Origin of the sequence: uncultured Paraglaciecola sp. (assembly GCF_913020055.1) — a bacterium.
Lineage (GTDB): Bacteria > Pseudomonadota > Gammaproteobacteria > Enterobacterales > Alteromonadaceae > Paraglaciecola.
On sequence record NZ_CAJWCF010000085.1, the window covers coordinates 1 to 20,712 of the forward strand.

General features: G+C 41.1%; 22 protein-coding genes and 2 pseudogenes. 15 read left to right on the forward strand and 9 right to left on the reverse strand.

The genetic code is table 11. The features are described 5' to 3' along the window. On the forward strand, positions 1–651 hold a 651-nt coding region (locus QZ488_RS16290; RefSeq protein ID WP_293750742.1), incomplete at its 5' end, for a TCP-1/cpn60 chaperonin family protein. Positions 652–788: 137 nt separating this feature from the next. On the opposite strand, the gene QZ488_RS16295 is transcribed toward QZ488_RS16290, so the two are convergent. From QZ488_RS16295 to QZ488_RS16315, 5 genes are all read right to left on the reverse strand, one after another. Beyond that, a complete protein-coding gene (locus QZ488_RS16295) occupies positions 789–2,336 on the reverse strand; it encodes a glutamate synthase-related protein (RefSeq protein WP_293750744.1) in 1,548 nt (515 codons plus the stop codon). A gap of 260 nt (positions 2,337–2,596) precedes the next feature. Continuing rightward, entirely contained in the window at positions 2,597–3,592 is a 996-nt protein-coding gene (locus tag QZ488_RS16300) for a glutathione S-transferase family protein (RefSeq protein WP_293750746.1), read from the reverse strand. A gap of 3 nt (positions 3,593–3,595) precedes the next feature. Then, positions 3,596–4,600, reverse strand: a complete 1,005-nt coding sequence (locus tag QZ488_RS16305) for a glutathione S-transferase family protein (protein WP_293750748.1) — start codon at positions 4,598–4,600, stop codon at positions 3,596–3,598. An 80-nt stretch (positions 4,601–4,680) separates the two neighbouring features. Then, a complete protein-coding gene (locus QZ488_RS16310; protein ID WP_293750750.1) occupies positions 4,681–5,076 on the reverse strand; it encodes a DoxX family protein in 396 nt (131 codons plus the stop codon). Between the two features lie 187 nt (positions 5,077–5,263). Then, the gene (locus QZ488_RS16315) at positions 5,264–6,169 is read right to left on the reverse strand and encodes a LysR family transcriptional regulator (RefSeq protein WP_293750752.1); all 906 of its coding nucleotides are present in this window, start codon (positions 6,167–6,169) and stop codon (positions 5,264–5,266) included. 688 nt (positions 6,170–6,857) lie between these two features. Here QZ488_RS16315 and QZ488_RS16320 point away from each other — a divergent pair. The 6 genes and pseudogenes from QZ488_RS16320 (at position 6,858) to QZ488_RS16345 (ending at position 10,451) form a co-directional block, all read left to right on the forward strand. Then, complete coding sequence (locus QZ488_RS16320) at positions 6,858–7,181, forward strand: hypothetical protein (protein ID WP_293750754.1); 324 nt, start codon at positions 6,858–6,860, stop codon at positions 7,179–7,181. Continuing rightward, positions 7,178–7,543: an IS66 family insertion sequence element accessory protein TnpB gene (tnpB, locus tag QZ488_RS16325; protein WP_293750756.1), complete on the forward strand. Its 366-nt coding sequence runs from the start codon at positions 7,178–7,180 to the stop codon at positions 7,541–7,543. Before QZ488_RS16320 ends, tnpB (QZ488_RS16325) begins: the two co-directional genes overlap by 4 nt. A 178-nt stretch (positions 7,544–7,721) precedes the next feature. Then, positions 7,722–8,632: pseudogene (locus QZ488_RS16330) on the forward strand (IS66 family transposase). Beyond that, entirely contained in the window at positions 8,629–9,168 is a 540-nt protein-coding gene (locus tag QZ488_RS16335) for a transposase (protein ID WP_293750757.1), read from the forward strand. The pseudogene QZ488_RS16330 and the gene QZ488_RS16335 overlap by 4 nt, the downstream one beginning before the upstream one ends. A 50-nt stretch (positions 9,169–9,218) precedes the next feature. Further along, entirely contained in the window at positions 9,219–9,545 is a 327-nt protein-coding gene (locus QZ488_RS16340; protein WP_293750759.1) for a hypothetical protein, read from the forward strand. A gap of 555 nt (positions 9,546–10,100) precedes the next feature. Continuing rightward, entirely contained in the window at positions 10,101–10,451 is a 351-nt protein-coding gene (locus QZ488_RS16345; protein WP_293750761.1) for a hypothetical protein, read from the forward strand. Positions 10,452–10,549: 98 nt separating this feature from the next. Here QZ488_RS16345 and QZ488_RS16350 read toward each other — a convergent pair whose 3' ends face one another. After that, positions 10,550–11,113 (reverse strand): ISAs1 family transposase, encoded by a 564-nt coding sequence (locus QZ488_RS16350; RefSeq protein WP_293750763.1) that lies wholly within the window; start codon positions 11,111–11,113, stop codon positions 10,550–10,552. A gap of 216 nt (positions 11,114–11,329) precedes the next feature. Between QZ488_RS16350 and QZ488_RS16355 the strand changes: the two genes are divergently transcribed. Next, on the forward strand, positions 11,330–12,520 hold the full coding sequence (locus tag QZ488_RS16355; RefSeq protein ID WP_293750765.1) for a hypothetical protein: 1,191 nt from the start codon (positions 11,330–11,332) through the stop codon (positions 12,518–12,520). Between the two features lie 40 nt (positions 12,521–12,560). Here QZ488_RS16355 and QZ488_RS16360 read toward each other — a convergent pair whose 3' ends face one another. The 3 genes from QZ488_RS16360 to QZ488_RS16370 all read right to left on the reverse strand — a co-directional run bounded on the left by QZ488_RS16360 (position 12,561) and on the right by QZ488_RS16370 (position 14,829). Further along, positions 12,561–14,078 (reverse strand): IS66 family transposase, encoded by a 1,518-nt coding sequence (locus QZ488_RS16360; protein WP_293750767.1) that lies wholly within the window; start codon positions 14,076–14,078, stop codon positions 12,561–12,563. An 86-nt stretch (positions 14,079–14,164) separates the two neighbouring features. After that, a complete protein-coding gene (tnpB, locus tag QZ488_RS16365; RefSeq protein WP_293750769.1) occupies positions 14,165–14,515 on the reverse strand; it encodes an IS66 family insertion sequence element accessory protein TnpB in 351 nt (116 codons plus the stop codon). Continuing rightward, positions 14,512–14,829 carry an IS66 family insertion sequence element accessory protein TnpB gene (locus QZ488_RS16370; RefSeq protein WP_293750771.1) on the reverse strand — a complete coding sequence of 106 codons (318 nt, stop codon included), beginning with the start codon at positions 14,827–14,829 and terminating at the stop codon, positions 14,512–14,514. Before QZ488_RS16370 ends, tnpB (QZ488_RS16365) begins: the two co-directional genes overlap by 4 nt. A gap of 117 nt (positions 14,830–14,946) precedes the next feature. On the opposite strand from QZ488_RS16370, the gene QZ488_RS16375 reads away from it, so the two are divergent. The 7 genes and pseudogenes from QZ488_RS16375 to QZ488_RS16405 all read left to right on the forward strand — a co-directional run. Further along, positions 14,947–15,309, forward strand: coding sequence for a type II toxin-antitoxin system ParD family antitoxin (locus QZ488_RS16375; protein WP_293750773.1), 363 nt, complete (start codon positions 14,947–14,949; stop codon positions 15,307–15,309). An 83-nt stretch (positions 15,310–15,392) separates the two neighbouring features. After that, positions 15,393–15,620 (forward strand): type II toxin-antitoxin system RelE/ParE family toxin, encoded by a 228-nt coding sequence (locus tag QZ488_RS16380; protein ID WP_293750775.1) that lies wholly within the window; start codon positions 15,393–15,395, stop codon positions 15,618–15,620. 39 nt (positions 15,621–15,659) lie between these two features. Then, positions 15,660–18,032 (forward strand): DEAD/DEAH box helicase, encoded by a 2,373-nt coding sequence (locus QZ488_RS16385; protein ID WP_293750777.1) that lies wholly within the window; start codon positions 15,660–15,662, stop codon positions 18,030–18,032. Positions 18,033–18,852: 820 nt separating this feature from the next. Beyond that, the gene (locus QZ488_RS16390; protein ID WP_293750779.1) at positions 18,853–19,083 is read left to right on the forward strand and encodes a CopG family transcriptional regulator; all 231 of its coding nucleotides are present in this window, start codon (positions 18,853–18,855) and stop codon (positions 19,081–19,083) included. After that, complete coding sequence (locus QZ488_RS16395) at positions 19,084–19,374, forward strand: type II toxin-antitoxin system RelE/ParE family toxin (protein WP_293750781.1); 291 nt, start codon at positions 19,084–19,086, stop codon at positions 19,372–19,374. A 540-nt stretch (positions 19,375–19,914) separates the two neighbouring features. After that, a pseudogene (locus QZ488_RS16400) lies at positions 19,915–20,077 on the forward strand (endonuclease III); the annotation flags it as partial. A gap of 174 nt (positions 20,078–20,251) precedes the next feature. Next, positions 20,252–20,712 (forward strand): hypothetical protein (locus tag QZ488_RS16405; RefSeq protein WP_293750782.1); only part of this gene is annotated, 461 nt, incomplete at its 3' end.

The following is a 20,712-nucleotide window of genomic DNA, read 5'->3' on the forward strand; positions in this document are numbered from 1 at the left end:
GATGGCGCTGGCGAAGAAGAGATGATCAAAGGTCGCGTTGCTCAAATTCGCGGACAAATCGAAGATTCATCTTCTGAGTACGACAAAGAAAAACTTCAAGAGCGACTAGCTAAATTAGCTGGCGGTGTTGCTGTTATCAAAGTTGGCGCAGCAACTGAAGTTGAAATGAAAGAGAAAAAAGCACGCGTAGAAGATGCACTTCATGCAACTCGCGCTGCAGTTGAAGAAGGTGTAGTTGCAGGTGGTGGTGTAGCATTAGTACGCGCAGCGTCTAAAGTTGCTGAACTAACTGGCGACAACGAAGACCAAACTCACGGCATTAAATTATTGTTACGTGCAATGGAATCACCAATGCGTCAAATCGCTTCAAACGCCGGTGCTGAAGCATCTGTAGTGACTAACGAAGTGAAAAACGGTGCTGATAACTACGGTTACAATGCTGGCAATGACACTTACGGCGATATGATTGAGATGGGTATCCTTGACCCAACTAAAGTGACTCGTTCTGCACTTCAGTTTGCTGCATCAATCGCAAGTTTGATGATCACTACTGAATGTATGATCTCTGACGCACCACAAGGCGATGCTCCTGCAATGCCTGATATGGGCGGCATGGGCGGCGGAATGGGCGGAATGGGCGGCATGATGTAATTACATAGCCGTGCATAACATTGCATAAGCTTGTAATGTGACCCTTTTAAAGCCCGCAGGTTTTATAATTTGCGGGCTTTTTTGATGATTTTTTCATTGCTAATGATTTGTTTAATTCCACCGTGACTAGTTCATCTTTAACTACCCATCCCTGAATACTTTACACCAGCAAGTAGTGCCATTTCCCTGTGCCAAGTAGCTAAGTCATGTCTATTGAACTTTTCAAAAGAATCGTGGCCACATGCTCTTGCCATGACTGACATTAATTGAGAGGAGGCTTCGAAGAAGTTTTTCAGCTGAACTGCGGATTTTTCAACATTTAAGCGTTGGCGCAAATCTTTTTTCTGCGTAGCAATACCCGCAGGACAATTATTGGTATTACACATTCTTGCGGCTACACAGCCTATAGCCTGCATAGCACTGTTTGATAAGGCGACACCATCTGCACCTAAGGCTAACGCTTTAACAAAGTCGATAGGAACTCGCAAACCACCAGTAATAATTAGCGTGACTCGTCCACTCGCGTCTTGTGCGTCTAAATACTTTCTAGCGCGAGCAAGGGCTGGAATTGTTGGTACACTAATGTGATCCCTAAACATTTCAGGTGCAGCACCTGTGCCGCCACCTCGACCATCCAAAATAATGTAATCAGCACTGGCATCTAATGCGAATTGAATATCCTCTTCGATATGATTGGCACTGAGTTTAAATCCAATGGGAATACCGCCGGTGACTTCACGCACACGATCGGCAAAATTTTTAAAGTCTGCTGCCGTATGTAAATCTTTAAATGTTGGTGGAGAAATGGCGGGGGTACCTTCTTCAATACCGCGCACTTCAGCAATTCTACCTGTATTTTTGTTACCGGGTAAATGGCCACCTGTTCCCGTTTTTGCTCCTTGTCCGCCTTTGAAATGAAATGCCTGAACATTTTTGAGTGTAGACTCATCATAACCAAACCCGGCACTTGCCAGCTCGTAAAAATATTTTGAGTTCGCTGCCTGCTCTTCAGGTAACATGCCACCTTCTCCCGAGCAAATACCTGTTCCTGCGAGTTCCGCCCCCGTTGCCAGAGCAATTTTGGCTTCTTCAGAAAGTGCCCCAAAACTCATATCTGAGACAAATAGCGGTATACTAAGTTTAAGTGGTTTTTTGGCCTTAGGGCCAATCACTAGTTCGGTGTTAACGGCGACATGTTCCATCAATGGTTTGTTGGCCATTTGTGCCACCATTATCTGTAGGTCATCCCAGTGTGGTAATTGATAACGTGGCACCCCCATCGATGTCATGGGACCATGATGTCCCATCTTAGATAATCCTTCTCGAGCCAGTTGATGAATTAATTCAACAGTGGGCTCTTCCTTGGTTGCGCTAGCAGTCGGAATGTTACTGACATTAACCACTTGAATTTGCACGCCAGGTCCTTCTTTGCCAACCTGCTCTTTATCAAATTGTTTATGGCTGCCATCACAAAAAGGGCTATTGGCCGTATGCTTGCATTGGCATAAATAAGTATCACCGCTTTCTTGGGCAGTAAAGGCTTTGGGTTTAAAGTCAGTCCCCGCATGAGAACCGTCGCAAAAAGGCTGGTTATTCGAACGGCCACAGCTACAAAAATAATATTCTTCCCCCTGATTAAGACTCACTTTTTTGGGTGCTATCGCTGCAATTATAGGGTTAGTCATTGTTGCTTCCTTTTGCTAGTTGTGGTTTATATCTAGTCAATTCTAAGTTTACTTATCAAAGGTTTTTTTCTTTAACGTTCGGGCTTTTTTAACAAAATGATGATATTGCGCTGCCATTGCATGCCCAAGTATTAATAGCCACACAAGCCACGTGTCTCAGTGACAAAGCTATCTTGTTTATCCGGTTTAAGCATATTCATAGTTAACTCTAAGCATTAATAACGTATTTATTATTGACCTTTACTATGCCCCTAACCATTTTAATAAGAAAAAGCGGACTCTAATCCAATGGGCACAATACCGTGTGGATTGCGTAACGGGCTGACCGAGTTATAGCCTTTACGATACACATCAAGCTCAATGGTTTTGCCAACATTGGGTAAGTTAACAACATCCTGAAGGTATCGAGATAAATGAGGGTAATCCCTTAACGCTCGCAAATTACATTTGAACGCAGTGAAATACCCAACATCAAAACGTACCAGTGTGGGTAATAAACGCCAATCAGCTTCGGTAATATTGTTACCTAAAAGGTATTTGTTATTCGATAAACGCTGCTCAAGTTTATCAAGGGCTGTAAATACTTTGACAACAGACTCATCATAAGCGCCTTGTGTTCTGGCAAAACCCGTTTGATAAACCCCATTATTAATATTTTGATAAATGTAGTCATTAAGCTCATCAATTTCCTGGGCTAATGCGTCTGGATAAAAGTTCTGAGCGTCACCAGTAATGTCATCAAAAGCACGATTAAACATGCGAATGATTTCCGATGATTCCGAACTAACAATCTTATTCTGCTGTTTATCCCAAAGTACCGGTACGGTCACGCGACCACTATAAGCAGGGACAGCTTTTACGTACAATTCATGTAGGGCCGATAATCCCAGCAGGGTATCTGTAAAGCGAGGGTCAGCACTTGTATCATCACTAGTAAATACCCAACCATTTTCGGTGCGTAACGGCTTAACCAGTGAAAGCGAAATAACGTTTTCAAGTTGCTTTACACTTCGATAAATTAAAGTGCGATGCGCCCACGGACAGTTAAGTGCAGCAAAAAGGTGATAACGATCCGCCTCTGCCTTGAAACCGCTTTCTCCTGAAACTCCAGCACTGCCATCAGCGGTGATCCAGTTTCGAAATTTTGCCATGCCTCGTTGAAATCGACCATTGGCAGTTTTATGTTGCTGTTGCTGTTGCTCAAACGCCAGCAGCTGTTCGTCATTTAACCACTTACCATCAACTAATTTACCCATGATTTACGCTCTTTTTGGTTGTTTTTCGGCAGAAAACTGCTCACGACCATGCGCTGTATTAAAGTCAATTAATGGACCTGAAGGTATGATACGCGTAGGATTAATCGTTTCATGGCTTGCGTAGTAATGCGCTTTGATATAATCCATTGCCACAGTGTCAGCAATGCCCGGTACTTGGAACAAATCTCGAAGATAAGCCCAAACATTTGGGTAATCTACAATACGGCGTAAATTACATTTAAAATGACCCACATAAACCGCATCAAAACGCACTAACGTGGTAAATAGTCGCCAATCCGCTTCAGTGATAGTATTTCCGGTTAAGTAACGACGGTTTTCTAGGCGTGTTTCTAAGGTATCAAGGGCATCAAAGACCTCAACTACCGCTTCGTTATACGCTCCTTGAGTGGTAGCAAAACCAGCGCGATAAACACCGTTATTAATGGTTGGATAAATGAATTCATTTAATTCGTCGATTTCAGCTAACAATTCTGGCGGTGAAAAATCTCCGGGTAATGCGCCCACTTCATCAAATGCTGAATTAAACATGCGAATAATTTCAGGAGACTCATTACTGACAATAGTATTGGTTTTCTTATCCCATAAAATGGGGACCGTCACTCGACCCGTATAATCAGCTTGAGCGGCCGTATAAATTTCATGGACGTTCAAGGCATTATGAATCGGATCGGCTACTACGCCTTCACCGGGTGCGAATGTCCAACCTTCGTCGCCCATAAAAGCATTCACTACCGACATTGAAATCATGCCTTCCAAGCCTTTAAGTTTACGATAGATAATGGTGCGATGTGCCCAGGGGCAGGCTAATGATACATATAGATGGTAGCGGCTGGGCTCAGCTTTAAAACCGCTAATACCTGATGGGCCAGCACTGCCATCTTTTGTTATCCAGTTACGAAAACTGGGGGCTTTACGCTCAAAGCGGCCACCGGTTGATGTTGTGTCGTACCATTCATTTTGCCACTTGCCTTCAACTAAAAGTCCCATTGTCTACTCCTAAAATTCTTCGAATATAAAATTAGCTATATCAAGGGCAATAGAAATTACCACCCTTCGTAGATCATCAATTAAGCAGACTTTTTGTTAGCACGATTATCAAGTGAATAAGCACCTGCACCATGAACAAATAACGTTAAGAAACCACCTGCAATGGCGATATTTTTCATAAAGTTAGTCATCTCTGCTTGATTGCTAAAATCGGCATGAAAAAGTATTGCAGACAACACAGTGAAACCAGCTAATGCAAGGGCGACATATTTTGTTTTCCAACCTAAAATAATCGCTAAGCCACCAAACGCTTCAGTTAAAATAACCAGCGGTAATAAAAAGCCTGGAACGCCCATTGCCTCCATGTAACCTTGAGTGCCTGCATACTGTGATATCTTTGTTAGTCCCGACATAAAGAACATGATGGCTAAGAAAAAACGACCGGTTGGTGCTGCAAAAGTTTGTAATGTATTCATGATAAATCTCCAAATGTAGTTTACTAAAATTTTTTATTACGGCCGTTTTAGGTATTGGTTAAAACGACTTGGTGGGTTGATGAGGTAATCTTATTAGTAAACTAAAAATGGATAAACATAAGATAAAAGAAATCATTGTTTCCATTTGGAGAATAATTTTTTGGTACGGCGGTAAACATACTTGTGATTAAGGCTGATCCCAATAAGGCTTGTCACCAAATTGTTCAATTAGGAAATCGATCAAACTACGTACTTTAAGCGGTAAATGCCTATTGGGTGGGTAAACGGCATAAGCATGCATGGTTTGCAGTTGATACTGTTTTAACACAGGGACTAAAGTTTGCGTTGCCAGCGACTGCCAGACGATAAAGGTGGGTAAGTAGCTGATCCCGTGATTGGATTCAGCTAAAGATTTAAGAAAGTCTCCATTATTAGCGATAAAATGTGGCTCAAGATACACAACTTGTTCTTTACCGTCCTGAGTTAAGAATTTAAGGCCATTTTGATCCGGGCTGCCATATTTAAGTATTTTATGTCCCCTGAGATCATCAGGGCTCTTTGGCTCGCCATGTAATTTTAAATATTCGGGGCTAGCACATAACACATGTTTAATAGGGACTATTTTTCTAGCCTGCATGGTAGAATTATCTAATTGACCAATACGAAATGCCAAGTCTACTCCCTGCTCAATAATATCTATTCTTTGATCAGAAAAATTAATCTTCAATTTTAAATCAGCATGCTCTTTAAAAAAAAGATCAAGTGCCGGAGCCAAGTGACTAAGCCCGAATGATAAAGGTACGGCAATATTTAGCGTTCCTTGTAATGCTCTTGTTTTATTATAAGTTTGGCTATTTAACTCTTCAACGTCATCAAAAATTAATTTACTGCGTTGATAATAATGTTGGCCAGCTTCGGTAATACTAGCCATACGGGTGGTGCGATTTATTAACTTGATACCAAGTTTGTGTTCTAGTGAGGCTAAACGTTTGCTCACCGCTGATTTAGCAATATTCATTTGCTCAGCAGCTTTGGTAATGCCGCCCGTTTCAACAACACGCAGAAAAATATGCATATCTTCAAGCTGTCCCATACCACCTCCAAGGAGTTTACGAAATTAGTGTTTCCTTTTAGTTAACTATACCCCCAGTTAACTAGTGTTTATTCCTTATATGTTAACAATTATCATCTCTTCATCAAGTTCTAAGCATTAACTTACGATTGAAAACAGGTTTATTAAAATAAGCATAAGTATTAATATGTTTTAAACCATTCAAAAAAACATCAGAGCGCTTATTCGTATTGCTAGAGCACAAAATACAAACTAGCTTGAACATACAGACTTTAAATAAATATCCTTAGTATCACTTTCTCTGTTAATCGAACTATAAAATCATCTGTATGCATTGCATAGGGTTGCATGATTCAAGGGGTATAAAGTGGGGTACCATTTTCAAGGTTTATTATTTTCATAATATTTTCAACGCTCTATAGCCAAATGGGCGGCATGATGTAATAGATTTTAGCCTAAATCGCTTTCTAAAAAGCCATAACATATTGATGTTATGGCTTTTTTTGTTGCTGTTTTTCATAAAGCCTTATAACTTTAGGGGTATAAAGTGGGGTATCAATAATACCTCCCATATACTTAGTTCTATAAAAACAAGGCGATAATTCATCTATGGGCAGCATGTTGGTAAGCGACTAATAAACCTACGTCCTTATGCTACCTATCAATCTGCTGCATAATTTGCTCATCATAAACGTATGAGTAAAACAAAGTGTCCGCAATCAAAAATACAAACCAAGACGCTCCGTTCTGGCCAGAGCATGTATCCAAATGGCGTGACTCAGGTTTAAGTCAAGCCGACTATTGTCGTCAGCATGGACTCTGTCAACATAGCTTCAGCTATCACAAACTCAAAAACTCAACCGGGTTGATGCCAACCAATGGCGAGCCAGCCGGTTTTGTCCGTGTTCAGGTGATACCTCAACCACAATATCATGAGCCATTGACTCTGCACTTTGCCAATGGCGCTCGCCTTACCGGTATCGCTGAAAATAATATGGAAATGATTAAGCAACTTGCTGTGGCTCTGTCATGACACAAGTCATGCGGCCTGATTTAGCACTCACTCAGGTTTTTCTTTACCAACAACCGATAGATTTTCGTAAGGCGCATTTGGGGCTGTGTGCCATCATTGAATGCAAGCTGGGTCACGACCCTTTTACCGGCCACCTTTATGCATTCACTAATAAACGCCGTAATAAAATCAAATGCTTATTCTGGGAGGATAACGGTTTTGTGCTGTATTACAAAAGCCTGTCAGAGGAAAAATTCAAGTGGCCAAAGCGTGATGATAAGGTCATGACATTGACAGGAAAGCAAATTAACTGGCTACTTGATGGCTATGATATTAGTGCCATGAAAGGTCATAAAAAGTTGCATTACGAGGCTGTTTTTTAAGGCTTTCTCTTGTCGTTTTGGTATAATGTGCAGCATGAAATTACGCTCCCAAGACACTGAAACACAGGCAAAAGAACCTGAGAGCATCATGACTCAGATGGCTGCTTTATTATCTGAAAAAGACGACATCATCGAACAGAAAATAGATGTCATTGCACAGCAGAAAAAACGCATAGCCATGCTTGAAGAACACTTACGCCTGTCTAATTCAAAACGCTTTGGCCCCAGCTCTGAGCAAACACCGCCGGAGCAAGGTAACCTGTTCAATGAAGTGGAAGCATTGGCTGAGCCTGAGCAAGCAACATTACCTTTACCTGAAACAGATGAGCCAAAAGGCAAAAAGGGCCGTAAACCACTATCCGACAAATTACCCCGCCATCAGGTGTTTGCTTATTTGACCGAAGAAGAGAAAGTCGATGCCATTGACACGTTCTTTGTCAAAGTCAGAGAAGAGTTGGATATCATTCCTGCACAAGTCCGCGTATTGGAATACATGCAGGAAAAAGCCACCTTCAAAACACAAAACGGTGGCCGCACTATCAAAGTCGCCCAGCTAATCAAACATCCTGTTCCCAAAGCCATGGGCAGTGTTAATTTGATGACCTATGTCATCATTTCAAAATACGCCGACGGCATGCCGCTTTACCGGCTTGAAAATATCATCAAACGTTATGGCGGCGAAATATCAAGAGCCACATTGGCCAACTGGGTCATCGCCCTGTCAAAAAAAGCCCAACCCTTGATTAACTTACTTCGGGAGAGTCAACATTCTGGTCCGCTGGTGTGTGCGGATGAAACCCGCATTCAAGTATTGAAAGAGCCAGGTCGCTCGCCCACTCAGATAAATGGATGTGGGTAACCTTGGGTGGGTTGCCACAACAACAAAGTGTCTTGTTTGAATACGATCCTTCGCGTGCTAGGGAGGTACCCTTGCGCCTACTGGATGGTTTTACCCATGGTTATCTGCAAACTGATGGTTATGAGGGATATAACGAGGTGTGTAAGCAAAACAACCTCATCCATGTAGGATGTTGGGATCACGCACGGCGTAAATTCCGAGAAGCCAAAGACGGACAACCCAAGACATGAAAGGTAAAGTGACCCGAGCTGATATGGCACTGGGCTTCATTAATAAGTTGTATGTGATCGAACGGCAAATTAAATCACTCACCGTGGCAGAAATTTATCAGGTTAGGCAGCAGAAAAGTATACCGATACTCAACCAATTGAATAAGTGGTTGGCTCAGCAGCGTCCCAGAGTCGACAAAGGAGGATTGACGGGAAAGGCGATGACCTATTTGCACAACCAGTGGGAAAAGCTAATCGTTTACAGTACGGATGGCCAGCTAAGGCTCAGCAATATATTGGCTGAAAATGCCATTCGTCCCTTTGCTGTGGGTAGACGTGCTTGGTTATTTGCCGATACGCCAGCAGGCGCAGATGCCAGTGCTATCCATTACAGCCTAATTGAGACAGCCAAAAGCCATGGTCTTGAACCCTACGCTTATCTCAATGCTGTGTTCAAAGCATTGCCCTATGCTGATACGGTTGAAAAAATCGAAGATCTGCTACCGTGGAATTTCAAAAAGACTAAACCCAACTGGTTACCTACGCACGTTCAATAAGTGCTTACAAAAATCCAGAGCCTCTGATATCAATCAGTCGGAAAGTCAAGTTGGACCCGGATATAAAATACAATTACACGCCGACAGATATGTCATTTTTCAGACATCCAATTACATTCATCGATATTCGATATGAAGATCGTCTGCAACTTGTAAGAGAGATTGTCGAACTTGGAGAGGCTAAAGATATAGAAATGTTAAGTTTTGAGACAAGAGAATTCTTAGATGATTCTTTCAGAATTTCATTGGAAGTCTTAATTGAAAAAGAGTTTTGCAGCCATTACACCAACTCACCACTTGCCGAATTAGGTTTAGCCCATGAGATTCAAATTATGGACCGAGGAGAGCTATTGCACACCTACAGATGTGAAATGTAGCTTTCAAAGCCAGCAAAACGTACGAATTAATCGTTCAGAGAATCCGATACTTCTTCGCATTGAAGATTCAGGACATGTCAAAACCGGGCGCTATGGAAGGGCTCATGATTGCTCTCAAATATTCACATTTTTTCAAGCGATGAGAGAGCAGGCTGAATCAGGTGAGTAATACTTTTGTCTTGCTCTTGAACAAGTAATTTGAATGAGCGTTTATAGTTTGTGGATTGTCGGTTAGACTTTTTCCAACTAACTAGCGGTGATGGGGACATTGCAGTTCACAAAACTCACTTTACATGCATGCGTGCAGCATAAATAGCATATTCAAAGGGATATGAGGTTGCAGTAGAGTGGATCGAATCTGAATAATGGTGTGAGTAATTAGGGAACTTGGCAGCCAAAGCATCGTCTGCGGGGTTCGCTGTGATGCCAAACCCTACACGAGAATTGCCCAACCATGTCCGCCTGACACACCCACAAGGAGAAGCTGGTTTCGATAATCTAGCAAACAGACAATTGTTGGCCACAAAATTCACAAATATTAAAATGGAGTAGACTATGGGGTACTCAATTACTCCCCAGTACGCTGGGTGGGAGAGCTATGCGAAGCATGATGCTTTGTTAGAGACTCTTTACAAAGAGCTGCAGGCGAAAGGTTGGGAGTACTTTAACTTTACCAATAACAACTGTCATTGGGATTTTGAAGACCCTAATGGTAACTGTTTTTGTCTAGCAATATCATTTGAAAAGTACGATGAGAGTTTAGATGACCCACCAGTAATGGAAGTCATCGACTCAATGGATCTTTATGTTATTAATTCAAAACTACTTGAAAGTGATTCTATAGCTTTTTTAACAAAAGAGATTTTTGGTGAATTTGATTTAAATATTAACTTGCCTAATGACTAGTTCGGTAGCAGAAAAAAGAGTCTCAATAGACTCCTTCTCATGATTAAAAATTACAAACCCGCTTCGGCGGTTTTTTTTTGTACTCCAGCGTGCCAATTTCAATCGGAACGGCCGCCAATTTTGATTGGATCCGATGCCAACTTTGTTCGGAATAGCGTGACGGTACAGCCTTTCACATCCAACAAATCAAGCAGTGTAGGGATGGCGGTAATTTCATTACTCTTGTCATCGACTTTTTGCTGACCAAGCACAATGCCATTGGCACAACTCCAGGCACTGCCCATGTGTAAAGGGTTATCTCTATCCTTGGTGGTAAAACTTCTACGAGCGGATTTACCGTCAATGGCTATCACATCGCCTTCTGTTTGTTGCGCAATGTCCTTCACCCAATCAATGAAACAACGCTGAATCGTTGTTGGATTTAATCGACTTAGTACTCTGGCAATATTGTCGTGTTTTGGAATGCCGTTGCTAAACGGCAGATACTTCTGTAACCAATCTAACTTGGCGAGCCCAAAGTCTTCAATATCTTCCCATCCCTCGGCCCCTGACATCACTGCACATACTGACATAAATAGAATATCAATAAGCTGATGCTTCTTACAGCGGTCTATCCGTGGGTCTTCGATAACTGAAAAGTGAGTGATAAAGTTGTTGTTCATGCCGAGAAATCATTATTTTATTTCCCGATATGATCAAAGAGTGCTCGTTTAGTTCAATTTAAAATGATCTTGCCCTGGTAGTAAGGCGGATCAGTTTTAGATTGCCGTTGACAATCACCTAGTTCCGTATTAAAAGTCTTAAATGTTTTTACCTTTGACACGACCCTTATGAGAAATGTAATACTTGGCTTATCAAAGGCAGCACTAGTATTTGGGATGCTAATTAGCTTGGGATCATGTGGAGGGTCTGATTCACAATCGACACCAGAACCGCCGGTTGTTACTCCTGCTCCTACACCAACGCCTACTCCAGCCCCTCCTCCAGTTACGCCGAGGTGTCAGGAGATTATACCGTCTGCACTAGAACGCTCCTTGGCTGATAGGCCAGATGACGTTGAAGGTGCTCAGTTGCATTTTGTATATGCAATCCCTGCTGACGGTAATAATTCTGAAATCGATATCAACGGGCAACTCATAGATGAATATACTGTTGCACAACAATGGTTATTTGAACAAACCGGAAGATGTATGCGAGTCGATACTTATGACGGTTACCTCGATATCACTTTTATGCAAACAACTCGCGATAACGAAGCTATACGAACAGACCCTTTGTCTGTTTATTATTCAATAAAGCTCGAATTAGAAGCAAGAGGGATGGATTCCCCCGACAAAGTCTATGTAGTCTACTATGGTGGTACAACTTACACGAATGGTTGTGGTGGTGCTGCGGCTATTGGTGGCCCGGCTATGCAATACTTGGTTACTCGCAATATCGGCTCAAGCCAGCTTAATCCGTGTCCATTTTTTAGTTTTGTAGACGGTCCAAACGGCACATTTCGCGGCAGTTGGTCTGGCGTGTCGATCCATGAAACGTTCCATTCTCTGGGTGTCGTGCCCTTCTGCGCACCCGACCACGATGATGTCAATCCCTTACATCTAAGAACCATTAGTTCAGATTTAATGGCATTTGACGGATCAGGCTTTACTACGTACACACTCGATCGCAATAGAAATCAGTACTACGACCATCAAATTCAAGGCTGTCTGGACCTAGCAGACAGCGCGATTTGGACGGATGCTGAAGCCAACGCAGAACCATTACCTAATAAGGCAGTCTACAATGATACCGAGTTACTCTCGTGTGAAGAAGAGTCAGTGGTTAGTTTTGTTGAAGGTGATCCCGTGAACATTCGATTTGTAAACATGCGTTCTACTCCGGTAAATTTAATTCCGCTGGACGAAATGGGCGCTAGGTTAAATCCAATATTTGTACCTGCGTATCAAGAGAGCTTCAGTGTTTCAAATGAAGGCGCTTACTACGTTGCAACAACAAAAGAAGTGACACAATGCATTAGCCTGCACAAAGTAGTAGACGGTGAAAACAGGATATTACTCATTGATTGATTCCAATAAGCTGACATTACTAATGTAACCGTCGGATGATCTACACCTTGCCCAATTTTACATTCCAAGGCAACAGGCCTTCGACATTGTCTGGTGATGCTGCCAAGTGTTCCAGACAATGCATGATGTAATCAAACGATGTTAAGCCATTGGCTTTGGCTGTTTCGATAATGCTGTAAAGCATCGCGCTGGCATTGGCGCCACTTTTTGCGTTGCTAAACAGCCAATTCTTTCTGCCTATAACGAAGGGCTTGATAGCCCGTTCGGACCTGTTGTTGTCTATAGCCAGGTTGCCATCGTCGGCATAGCGAACCAGTTTGTGCCATTGATTCAGGCTGTAGCCAAGCGCTTTACCCAGTGCAGTTTTGGGCGGCACCTGCAAAACCGATTTATCCAGCCAGGCTTTGTATTGATTTAGCAAGGGAAGTGATTCGGTTTGCCTGACCTGATACTTCTGCTCTGGCGACTGGCCTTTGATGCGAGTCTCAATCCGGTATAGCTTCTGGATGTGGTTAAGTGCCCAGTTCGCTTTACCAGTTTTGCATTTTCCTCGGTCGGCGCCCCGATGTGCTACTTCGGCCTCTTTGAACTTGCGTCTGGCATGGGCCCAGCAACCCGCTAATGTGGCCTTGGTTTTTTCATAGCCCTGATAACCATACACTTGCAAATAGCCTGAATAATCTCCCAGATACTCTACTGCACAACGGCCTGAACGATTGTTTTGGTAGTCATACAGCACGATATTGGGTATTGGGTTTTCATTGGGCGAATCACTGCCGGTGCAATACAACCACATATAACAGGTAGATTTGTCTTCACTGATGACCTTCAGTGTGGTTTCATCCGCCTGAATGACGGGCTGTTTCAGTTGGATGGCCTTGAGCCTTTCAACTAAGGGTTTAAACAATGCGCTGCACGTTATCATCCAGTCGGCCATGGTACGGCGACTTAATTCGATACCATATTGTTTGAACAAGCTTTCCTGGCGATATAGCGGCAGTCCGTACTGGTATTTACTGGTGATGATTTGGCTAAGCAGACTAGCTGTGGCAATCCCTTTAGGAATAGGGCTGGCCGGTAGAGGCGCAATGTTAACCTTGACCTCAACACCTTGCTGCTCACAGGTGCGGCAACTGTATTTGGGCCTGACATGCTCTACCACTTTGACCTGGGCAGGGACGAACTCCAACTTTTCACTGCGTGCTTCGCCCATCTGATGCAGCTCACCACCACAGCAATCACAGACCTTGTCTTGTTCGCTAATATCATGAACAACTGTTTCACGCGGCAGGTCTTTAGGCAGTGACTGGCGTTTCGGTGTTTTGCGGGTATAGCTGATGGCCTGTGTCTCGCTTTCTTCTTCAACGAGGTCAGCTTCTGATTCGGCTTCGTTAAACAACTCACCCTGACCAGGATGACCTTCAGCGCTGGCACCAAACTGCTTCTGCTGCGCCAGCCGGAACTGCTCTTCTAAATAGGCTATTCTGGCATCCTTCTCAACCAGTAATTCTGCTTGCTCTGCAAGCAATTTTCGAAGTTTGGTCAGTTCGTCAATCATGTTGCTATTTTACCAATAAAGCCCAGTAACCTGTTGTTTTTATTCAGACTAAATCGTGATCGTTAAATCCCCTTTATGAGCATAGGTTATAAGGCTACCGACTGGAAGGCCATGGGTTGATGACCGATAACATCATACCCACTGAGCAACCACTCCAGTTGCTGTTCACTCAGTGAGTACGTTGGCGTATTGAGCTTGCCTGGCCATTTGAATTTGTCTTTTTCAAGGCGTTTATACCACAGGGCAAACCCAGTATTGTCCCAGTACAGGATTTTCAGTTTGTCTCTACCCCTGTTGCAGAACACAAACAAGGCGCCTGACATCGTCGGCAGGGCCATGTCGGTTTCGACGATGGCCGCAAGACCATTGATGGACTTTCTGAAGTCAACAAAATCACGGTGCAAATACACCTGAGGTGGATCAACAAATAGCTTCATGCAAGCAGGCCGTTTAGCAGCATGACTAAGTATTCTGGTGGCGTTTCTGCTGGCAGCGTTAACCTGACGGCTGAAAGTTCAAGCACAATCGGTTGCTTAACGTCTCGCTGTACTTCTGTTGCAGTATGTTTGGTGACTGTTGCGCTGACGAAAGCAGACTTTGTGTCATTGACTGATCCATGCTTCTTTCGTTGGCTGAAAAAACAACTCACAGAAATCTTATGCTGGCGACAAAATTCTGAAATGGTTAAGCCACTTTGCTGCTGGTCTTTCAGGATTTGCCGCCACTGATCCGGGCTTCGAAATTTTCTCATTGCTCACTCCGTTTTAACTTTGGAGGCAGCTTATAGAGATTTCGCAACCCTTAAAATGTGCTGTTTACCGGACGCTTACGCATGTTGTGATTTAAGTTACGAGAATGTATCAATTAAATGAAGCCAGAAAAGCAATCTACTGACTTTTACTTTTATTACTCTCTTTTAGTTAAACTTGAATTGGGTGCGTATTATGCGCATAGTATGATTATTGGATTATTAATTATGAATATTACTTTAGGTAAAGAGTTCGAACGAAGAATTGCTGAAAAAGTGTCTGATGGTTTATATACCTCAGCAAGTGAAGTGATCCGTGATGGATTGAGATTGTTGTTTGAAAAAGATACGGCTAAAAATCAACAGCTTGAAATATTACGCGAAGAAGTGGCGAAAGGTTTTGAACAGCTAGCTGCGGGCGAATCATCAAATCACAGTGTTATGGATATATTTGAACAAGCCTCTCTTTCCGTAAATAAATAGTCTGAAATTAAGGGCTACAATGCCAACCTATAGGCTTTCTCCTTTAGCAGAAGAAGATTTATATAAAATATATCTCTACGACAATGAGTTCATGGGGTAATGAGCAAGCAAAAGAGTACGCACAGAATATAGATGCCGCCTTAATAAAACTTGCTCAATATCCTGACTTCGGTAGAGAAAGAAATGAAGTTTACAATGGTGCTAAAAGCTTTCCTGTAGAAAAACATATAGTGTTCTATCAAGTCAGTGGTAGCGGTATTGATGTTGCTCGTATTCTTCATCAACGCATGGATCCCTCAAAACATTTTTAATGATTAAAAAATAGAGCGGACTTTGGTGGAAATATAATTATGCCTGAAAGCCATGTTAATAAACTTGCCAAATTAGATGCTAGTCTTCAATTATTAAATGAAGAGCGACTTGCATTGCTCAATGAACGCCAAGCGTTAATCACACAACACGAAGCTGAATTAGCTCAAAATTTTAACCTACACGCCTCTCCTGAAGCTAAAATTGACTTTTTTCTTTCCTATTTTAAAGGTCGTAATGATGTTTACCCATTTAGATGGGAATCTAAAAATGGTCGCAGTGGTTATTCTCCCACTTGTTGGAATGAATGGCAGCCAAAAATTTGTAATAAACCGAAAATAAGTTGCACAGAATGTAAAAATCAGAATTTTAAAGCTCCGGATCATCAAGCTATTTATGGACACTTAAAAGGTATTCAAACCGTAGGGATTTACCCATTATTAAATGACAATTCAACCTATATTCTTGCTGCAGATTTCGACAAAGACGATTGGTTTAAAGCGGTAACTGCATTTGCGCTTACTTGTGAATCATTAGATGTTCCTTATTTATTAGAACGTTCAAGAAGTGGTAACGGTGGTCATGTGTGGATCTTCTTCTCACAAGCTGTAACTGCTAGCGATGCTCGTCGATTAGGTAATGGTTTACTGCGTAAAACAATGGAACGCTATCCGTTACTATCATTTGATTGCTTCGATAGATTATTTCCTAATCAAGATATTATGCCGGTGGGGGGCTTTGGTAACCTGATTGCTTTACCATTACAGTTAGAGCCAAGAAAATATAACAATAGTGTTTTCATAAATAATGAAGGCGTTCCATATAAAGATCAGTGGTCAATATTAGCAGCTACTGAAAAAGTGACTAAACTGCAGCTTCAATCAACCCTGAACCAGCTAAATGCTTATATTGAAATAGCGCCAGAAGACATTGAAAATAATGAGCCATGGAAGAAACTTAACGTTAATGAGAACATTAAGATCAACGATTGCCCTTCGATGCTCACATTAACGCTAGCTGATCAGTTATATATTCCAATCTCTAATTTACCCGGAAAACTGACCTCTAAGTTAAAACATTGTGCAGTATTTTCTAATCCAGAGTTCTACAAACGACAAGCCTTACGCTTATCAACGATTGGTACAAGTCGATATATTTGTTCTGCACATATAGAAAATGGTTATTTAATCTTACCTAGAGGTTGTTTAGCCGAAGTTACTCGCATCATATCAGGCCAAAAAATAGAGATTGAATACACCGATAAACGATTTGAAGGTAGCCAACTAGAAAAAATCAAGTTCACTGGTAAACTTAAAAGCCAGCAGAAAAAAGCTATTGACGCTTTATTCGCACAAACCAATGGTGTTTTTGTTGCATCGACGGGGTTTGGTAAAACCGTTACAGGATTAGCTCTTATCGCAAAAAGGAAGATGAATACCTTAATTTTGGTTCATAATCGCCAATTAGCGGAACAATGGCTTGAACGGATAAAAGTATTCCTAGCGAACGTGGAAGTAGGTTCATTATTAGGTGGTAAAGATAAGCTGACCTATGAAGTTGATGTAGCTACTTATCAAAGCCTAGTTAGCCGTAATGGAATAGACATTAAACCTGCCATTGAAAGATATGGGCAAATATTAATAGATGAATGCCACCACTTGCCGGCATCAAACTATGAGTGTTTGATAAAATCAGTAAATGCTAAATATATCCACGGATTTACAGCTACATCTAAACGCCAAGATGGTTTAGAAAAATTAATGCACTTCCAAATAGGCTCTGTTGTTTATAAGGCAGCAAGCTCCACCAGTAGCTTTGAACAGAATGTGAAGGTGGTGAAGACTAATACTAATTTCCCTTCAGAATGGTTAATTCCTGAGACTAAACCACATATATCTCAAGTTTATAAACACTTAGTTTGTGATCAAGCTAGAAATGAAATGATTGTTAACAGTATCAAGCAGTCCGTAAACCATGACAGATCTGTCATGGTACTTACCGAAAGAAAAGAGCATATTGAATTACTTGCTAAATTGATGGCTGATAAGGGAATAAAGGTTGTTGAACTGCATGGCGGTATTTCAACAAAGCAAAGACAAGAACGAATAACTTTCTTATCCAGTAAACCAAGCAATGATGAAGCTGTTGTTATCTTAGCTACAGGAAAATACGTCGGTGAAGGTTTTGATTTGCCACATTTAGATACTTTGTTTATAACACTACCGATAGCTTGGAAAGGAATTTTAGCGCAATACGCTGGACGAATTCAGCGAGAATGGAGTAGTAAAACTGTTATTCAAGTTTACGATTTTATTGATGATTTTCCGACATTACAGCGTATGTGGAAGAAACGAGAAAAAGGTTATAAAGCGCTAGGGTATAAATTTAATGAACAGAAAAACTTAGATCTTTGATTTTATATTGAATAATATTCTTCAATGCATGCAAAAAATATAATTTCATTTTAATTCAATAGGTTAGGCTGTGCGCTGATTTTTAGGGGTATAAAGTGGGGTATCACTAACGATGCCCACCTAACTAATGTAATAAAAACAACTAAATAGTTTATGTATGGGCGGCATGATGTAATTGCACTAGATTGCATAGCATCTTGTAACGCTTCATAGCATTGCACTAAAGCCCGCAGAACATTAGCTTTGCGGGCTTTTTTATTGGTTCTTTCTTTGCTAATTATTTGGTCTAACAACACCGTGATTATTGAATATTGTAGAGTATAAAATTGAGTTTCGTTTTAAGCTGATTCTCTATGCGGAATGACGGGAATGAGCAGTTAGGCGCCCGTCATCAAAGTTAATTGTATGACAAGTCGAAGCGCTCAAAAGACAGTCGCTAATTTTTAGGACTCTTACTGGTTTACTGTGCGAGTTAGCGAACATTCGAGACGTTGAGTATTACCCCCTCTGTCAGACTACCTGTATTGTTATTTTATGAAAAATGATGATTTATTTTAAATATACTCAATTTTTGCCCCTATGAAGAATAATGAGTCGTAAAAACTTAAAAACTGATTTAATTTTGTTCTGACCCCGATTGTTCTGAGCGATACGAGGCCATATTGATCTTGAACCACTACATTCCCCAAAGACGCCAATGCTAAAAGTTATAAGCTCTAATAGAACGTCTAAAGGTTCAGTTTGTTGAAGGGTCGTCAAAAGAATTGAGTAAAGAATATAGCTGGTGTATTATTGCACCAGTTACTTTAGGAGATAAATTATGCCCAGACAAAGTGTCACATTAACTGAAAGTAATAACACTTGGCTCAATGTTCATGTTGAAAATATCGGTGATTATGCAAATAAGAGTGAGCTAATTAATGACTTAATTAGACGTGCAAGAAGAGCTGAGTTTATAAATAAAAAGCTATCAAATGCCGAAAAAAGTAATTTTGTTTCTCAATCAGCAAGTGAAATTCTTGCCGATTTTAAAGCAGATATAAAAATATAGATGCACAAATATCGCTTAACGGAAGAAGCAAAAGAAGATTTGCGCAGAATCTACGAATATGGATTTAAGGATTTTGGTGAAACGCAAGCGGATGAATACTTCCACAGTTTTTTTGAAGCCTTCAATAATATCGCAAATTCACCGCTAATTTATCAGTCTGTTGATCACATTAGACCTAATTATAGGCGCTGTCCGCATCGATCTGACGTAATTTATTATCGAATTAACCAAAGCACTATAGAAATTATGGCAATCGCAGGTGGTCAAGAGTTAGATGTTTGGCTTTACTGAATAAAACTTTGTGAGCACATTTTAAAACTCGTAATCTTTGAAGTGACCGCAACACTCGCAATCAGTTAGGTATTTTAAGACAACGAATAGCTGGTTAGGCCGTAATCTTGTCATTGGATTTTTAATTCAAAAATGTCGATTTAAGCTAATTAGTCATCCTTTGTCCCTGATTTACACAAACTGATGAAATTTATTACAAGGTTGCATAGAATTGCATGATTGAAGGGGTATAAAGTGGGGTACCATTTTCAATGGCTTGCTATTTCCATAATACTTTCAATACCTTATAGCCCAATGGGCGGCATGATGTAGTAGATTTTAAATCTATTAGTCTAGCTCTAACCATTAAAATGAATCCCTGAATAGTGATATTCAGGCTTTTTTATTGGCTGCTTATCAATATTTAATAATACCTTTCTTATGTTTTAATTGTGGGCAAGTAAAAGCTACCTTCCTGCCAAGCTTAATGCCTTCTATTATACGAGCAGACATTTAGGCCAATTTCATTATGAGCATAGGTAACTTAGTTTGACTGCATATATTGCGCGTAAAACATAAACACAGTACTTAATAGCACTTTCATCTGCCCGACAATAGCCCTTGATATCCATATTTATCGTGTATCTAACCGTACCAAATTTGCCATGGGAAAAATGTAGTTGAAATAGAAAAGAAACTTTTAACATTGGTACCTGCTGAGTTTAAAGGCAAAACAGAATAAAAAACCTTTATAGAAAATACTGGTGTCAAAGTAAAACGCTACTGATTAAACGTTGTAGATAGATTGAGTAAAACTTTATAAATCCCCTTCAACTCCAAACTGGTTATTGGTAATATGTACTAATAAATCAATCTGTAGTTTAGTTGAATGGTTAGTATGCTCAATAATAGTTTTCTGATGATTTGTAGTTTGTTGTTTCTCACAGGGTTATCAGCATGTGGTGGTAGCAGTAATAGCGATTCTGCGCCAGCTCCGGTTACCACTGTAACACTGTCAACCTCCTCCGAAAGTGTTGAAGTGAACACAGAGTTCAATTTAACTTGGTCTACCATTAATGCAGATACATGCTCTGCGTCTGGAAGTTGGAGCGGAGATAAAGCAAGTTCTGGCAACAACACAATATCAGAATCCGAAATAGGCAATAAAATTTATACACTTTCGTGTTCTGGCTCAGGCGGAGAGAAGTCCGAGAGCGTTGAGGTTGAAATAATCTCTCAGACAAATAGTGGGCGGTGGGATCATGTTCACATTTCTTATGGTACGGACGATCCAGAACGCCAATGGTTAAATATTCACTTAGCGTATGACCAATCTAAGCCGATGCCTATTTATCTGTT

Excerpts from the sequence above, each read along its gene's own strand:
- QZ488_RS16295 (WP_293750744.1), bottom strand. The coding sequence starts at position 2,336 with ATGACTAACCCTATAATTGCAGCGATAGCACCCAAAAAAGTGAGTCTT.
- QZ488_RS16300 (WP_293750746.1), bottom strand. The coding sequence starts at position 3,592 with ATGGGTAAATTAGTTGATGGTAAGTGGTTAAATGACGAACAGCTGCTG.
- QZ488_RS16305 (WP_293750748.1), bottom strand. The coding sequence starts at position 4,600 with ATGGGACTTTTAGTTGAAGGCAAGTGGCAAAATGAATGGTACGACACA.
- QZ488_RS16310 (WP_293750750.1), bottom strand. The coding sequence starts at position 5,076 with ATGAATACATTACAAACTTTTGCAGCACCAACCGGTCGTTTTTTCTTA.
- QZ488_RS16315 (WP_293750752.1), bottom strand. The coding sequence starts at position 6,169 with ATGGGACAGCTTGAAGATATGCATATTTTTCTGCGTGTTGTTGAAACG.
- tnpB (WP_293750756.1), top strand. The coding sequence starts at position 7,178 with ATGACACAAGTCATGCGGCCTGATTTAGCACTCACTCAGGTTTTTCTT.
- QZ488_RS16335 (WP_293750757.1), top strand. The coding sequence starts at position 8,629 with ATGAAAGGTAAAGTGACCCGAGCTGATATGGCACTGGGCTTCATTAAT.
- QZ488_RS16345 (WP_293750761.1), top strand. The coding sequence starts at position 10,101 with ATGGGGTACTCAATTACTCCCCAGTACGCTGGGTGGGAGAGCTATGCG.
- QZ488_RS16350 (WP_293750763.1), bottom strand. The coding sequence starts at position 11,113 with ATGAACAACAACTTTATCACTCACTTTTCAGTTATCGAAGACCCACGG.
- QZ488_RS16355 (WP_293750765.1), top strand. The coding sequence starts at position 11,330 with ATGCTAATTAGCTTGGGATCATGTGGAGGGTCTGATTCACAATCGACA.
- QZ488_RS16360 (WP_293750767.1), bottom strand. The coding sequence starts at position 14,078 with ATGATTGACGAACTGACCAAACTTCGAAAATTGCTTGCAGAGCAAGCA.
- tnpB (WP_293750769.1), bottom strand. The coding sequence starts at position 14,515 with ATGAAGCTATTTGTTGATCCACCTCAGGTGTATTTGCACCGTGATTTT.
- QZ488_RS16370 (WP_293750771.1), bottom strand. The coding sequence starts at position 14,829 with ATGAGAAAATTTCGAAGCCCGGATCAGTGGCGGCAAATCCTGAAAGAC.
- QZ488_RS16375 (WP_293750773.1), top strand. The coding sequence starts at position 14,947 with ATGAAGCCAGAAAAGCAATCTACTGACTTTTACTTTTATTACTCTCTT.
- QZ488_RS16380 (WP_293750775.1), top strand. The coding sequence starts at position 15,393 with ATGAGTTCATGGGGTAATGAGCAAGCAAAAGAGTACGCACAGAATATA.
- QZ488_RS16385 (WP_293750777.1), top strand. The coding sequence starts at position 15,660 with ATGCCTGAAAGCCATGTTAATAAACTTGCCAAATTAGATGCTAGTCTT.
- QZ488_RS16390 (WP_293750779.1), top strand. The coding sequence starts at position 18,853 with ATGCCCAGACAAAGTGTCACATTAACTGAAAGTAATAACACTTGGCTC.
- QZ488_RS16395 (WP_293750781.1), top strand. The coding sequence starts at position 19,084 with ATGCACAAATATCGCTTAACGGAAGAAGCAAAAGAAGATTTGCGCAGA.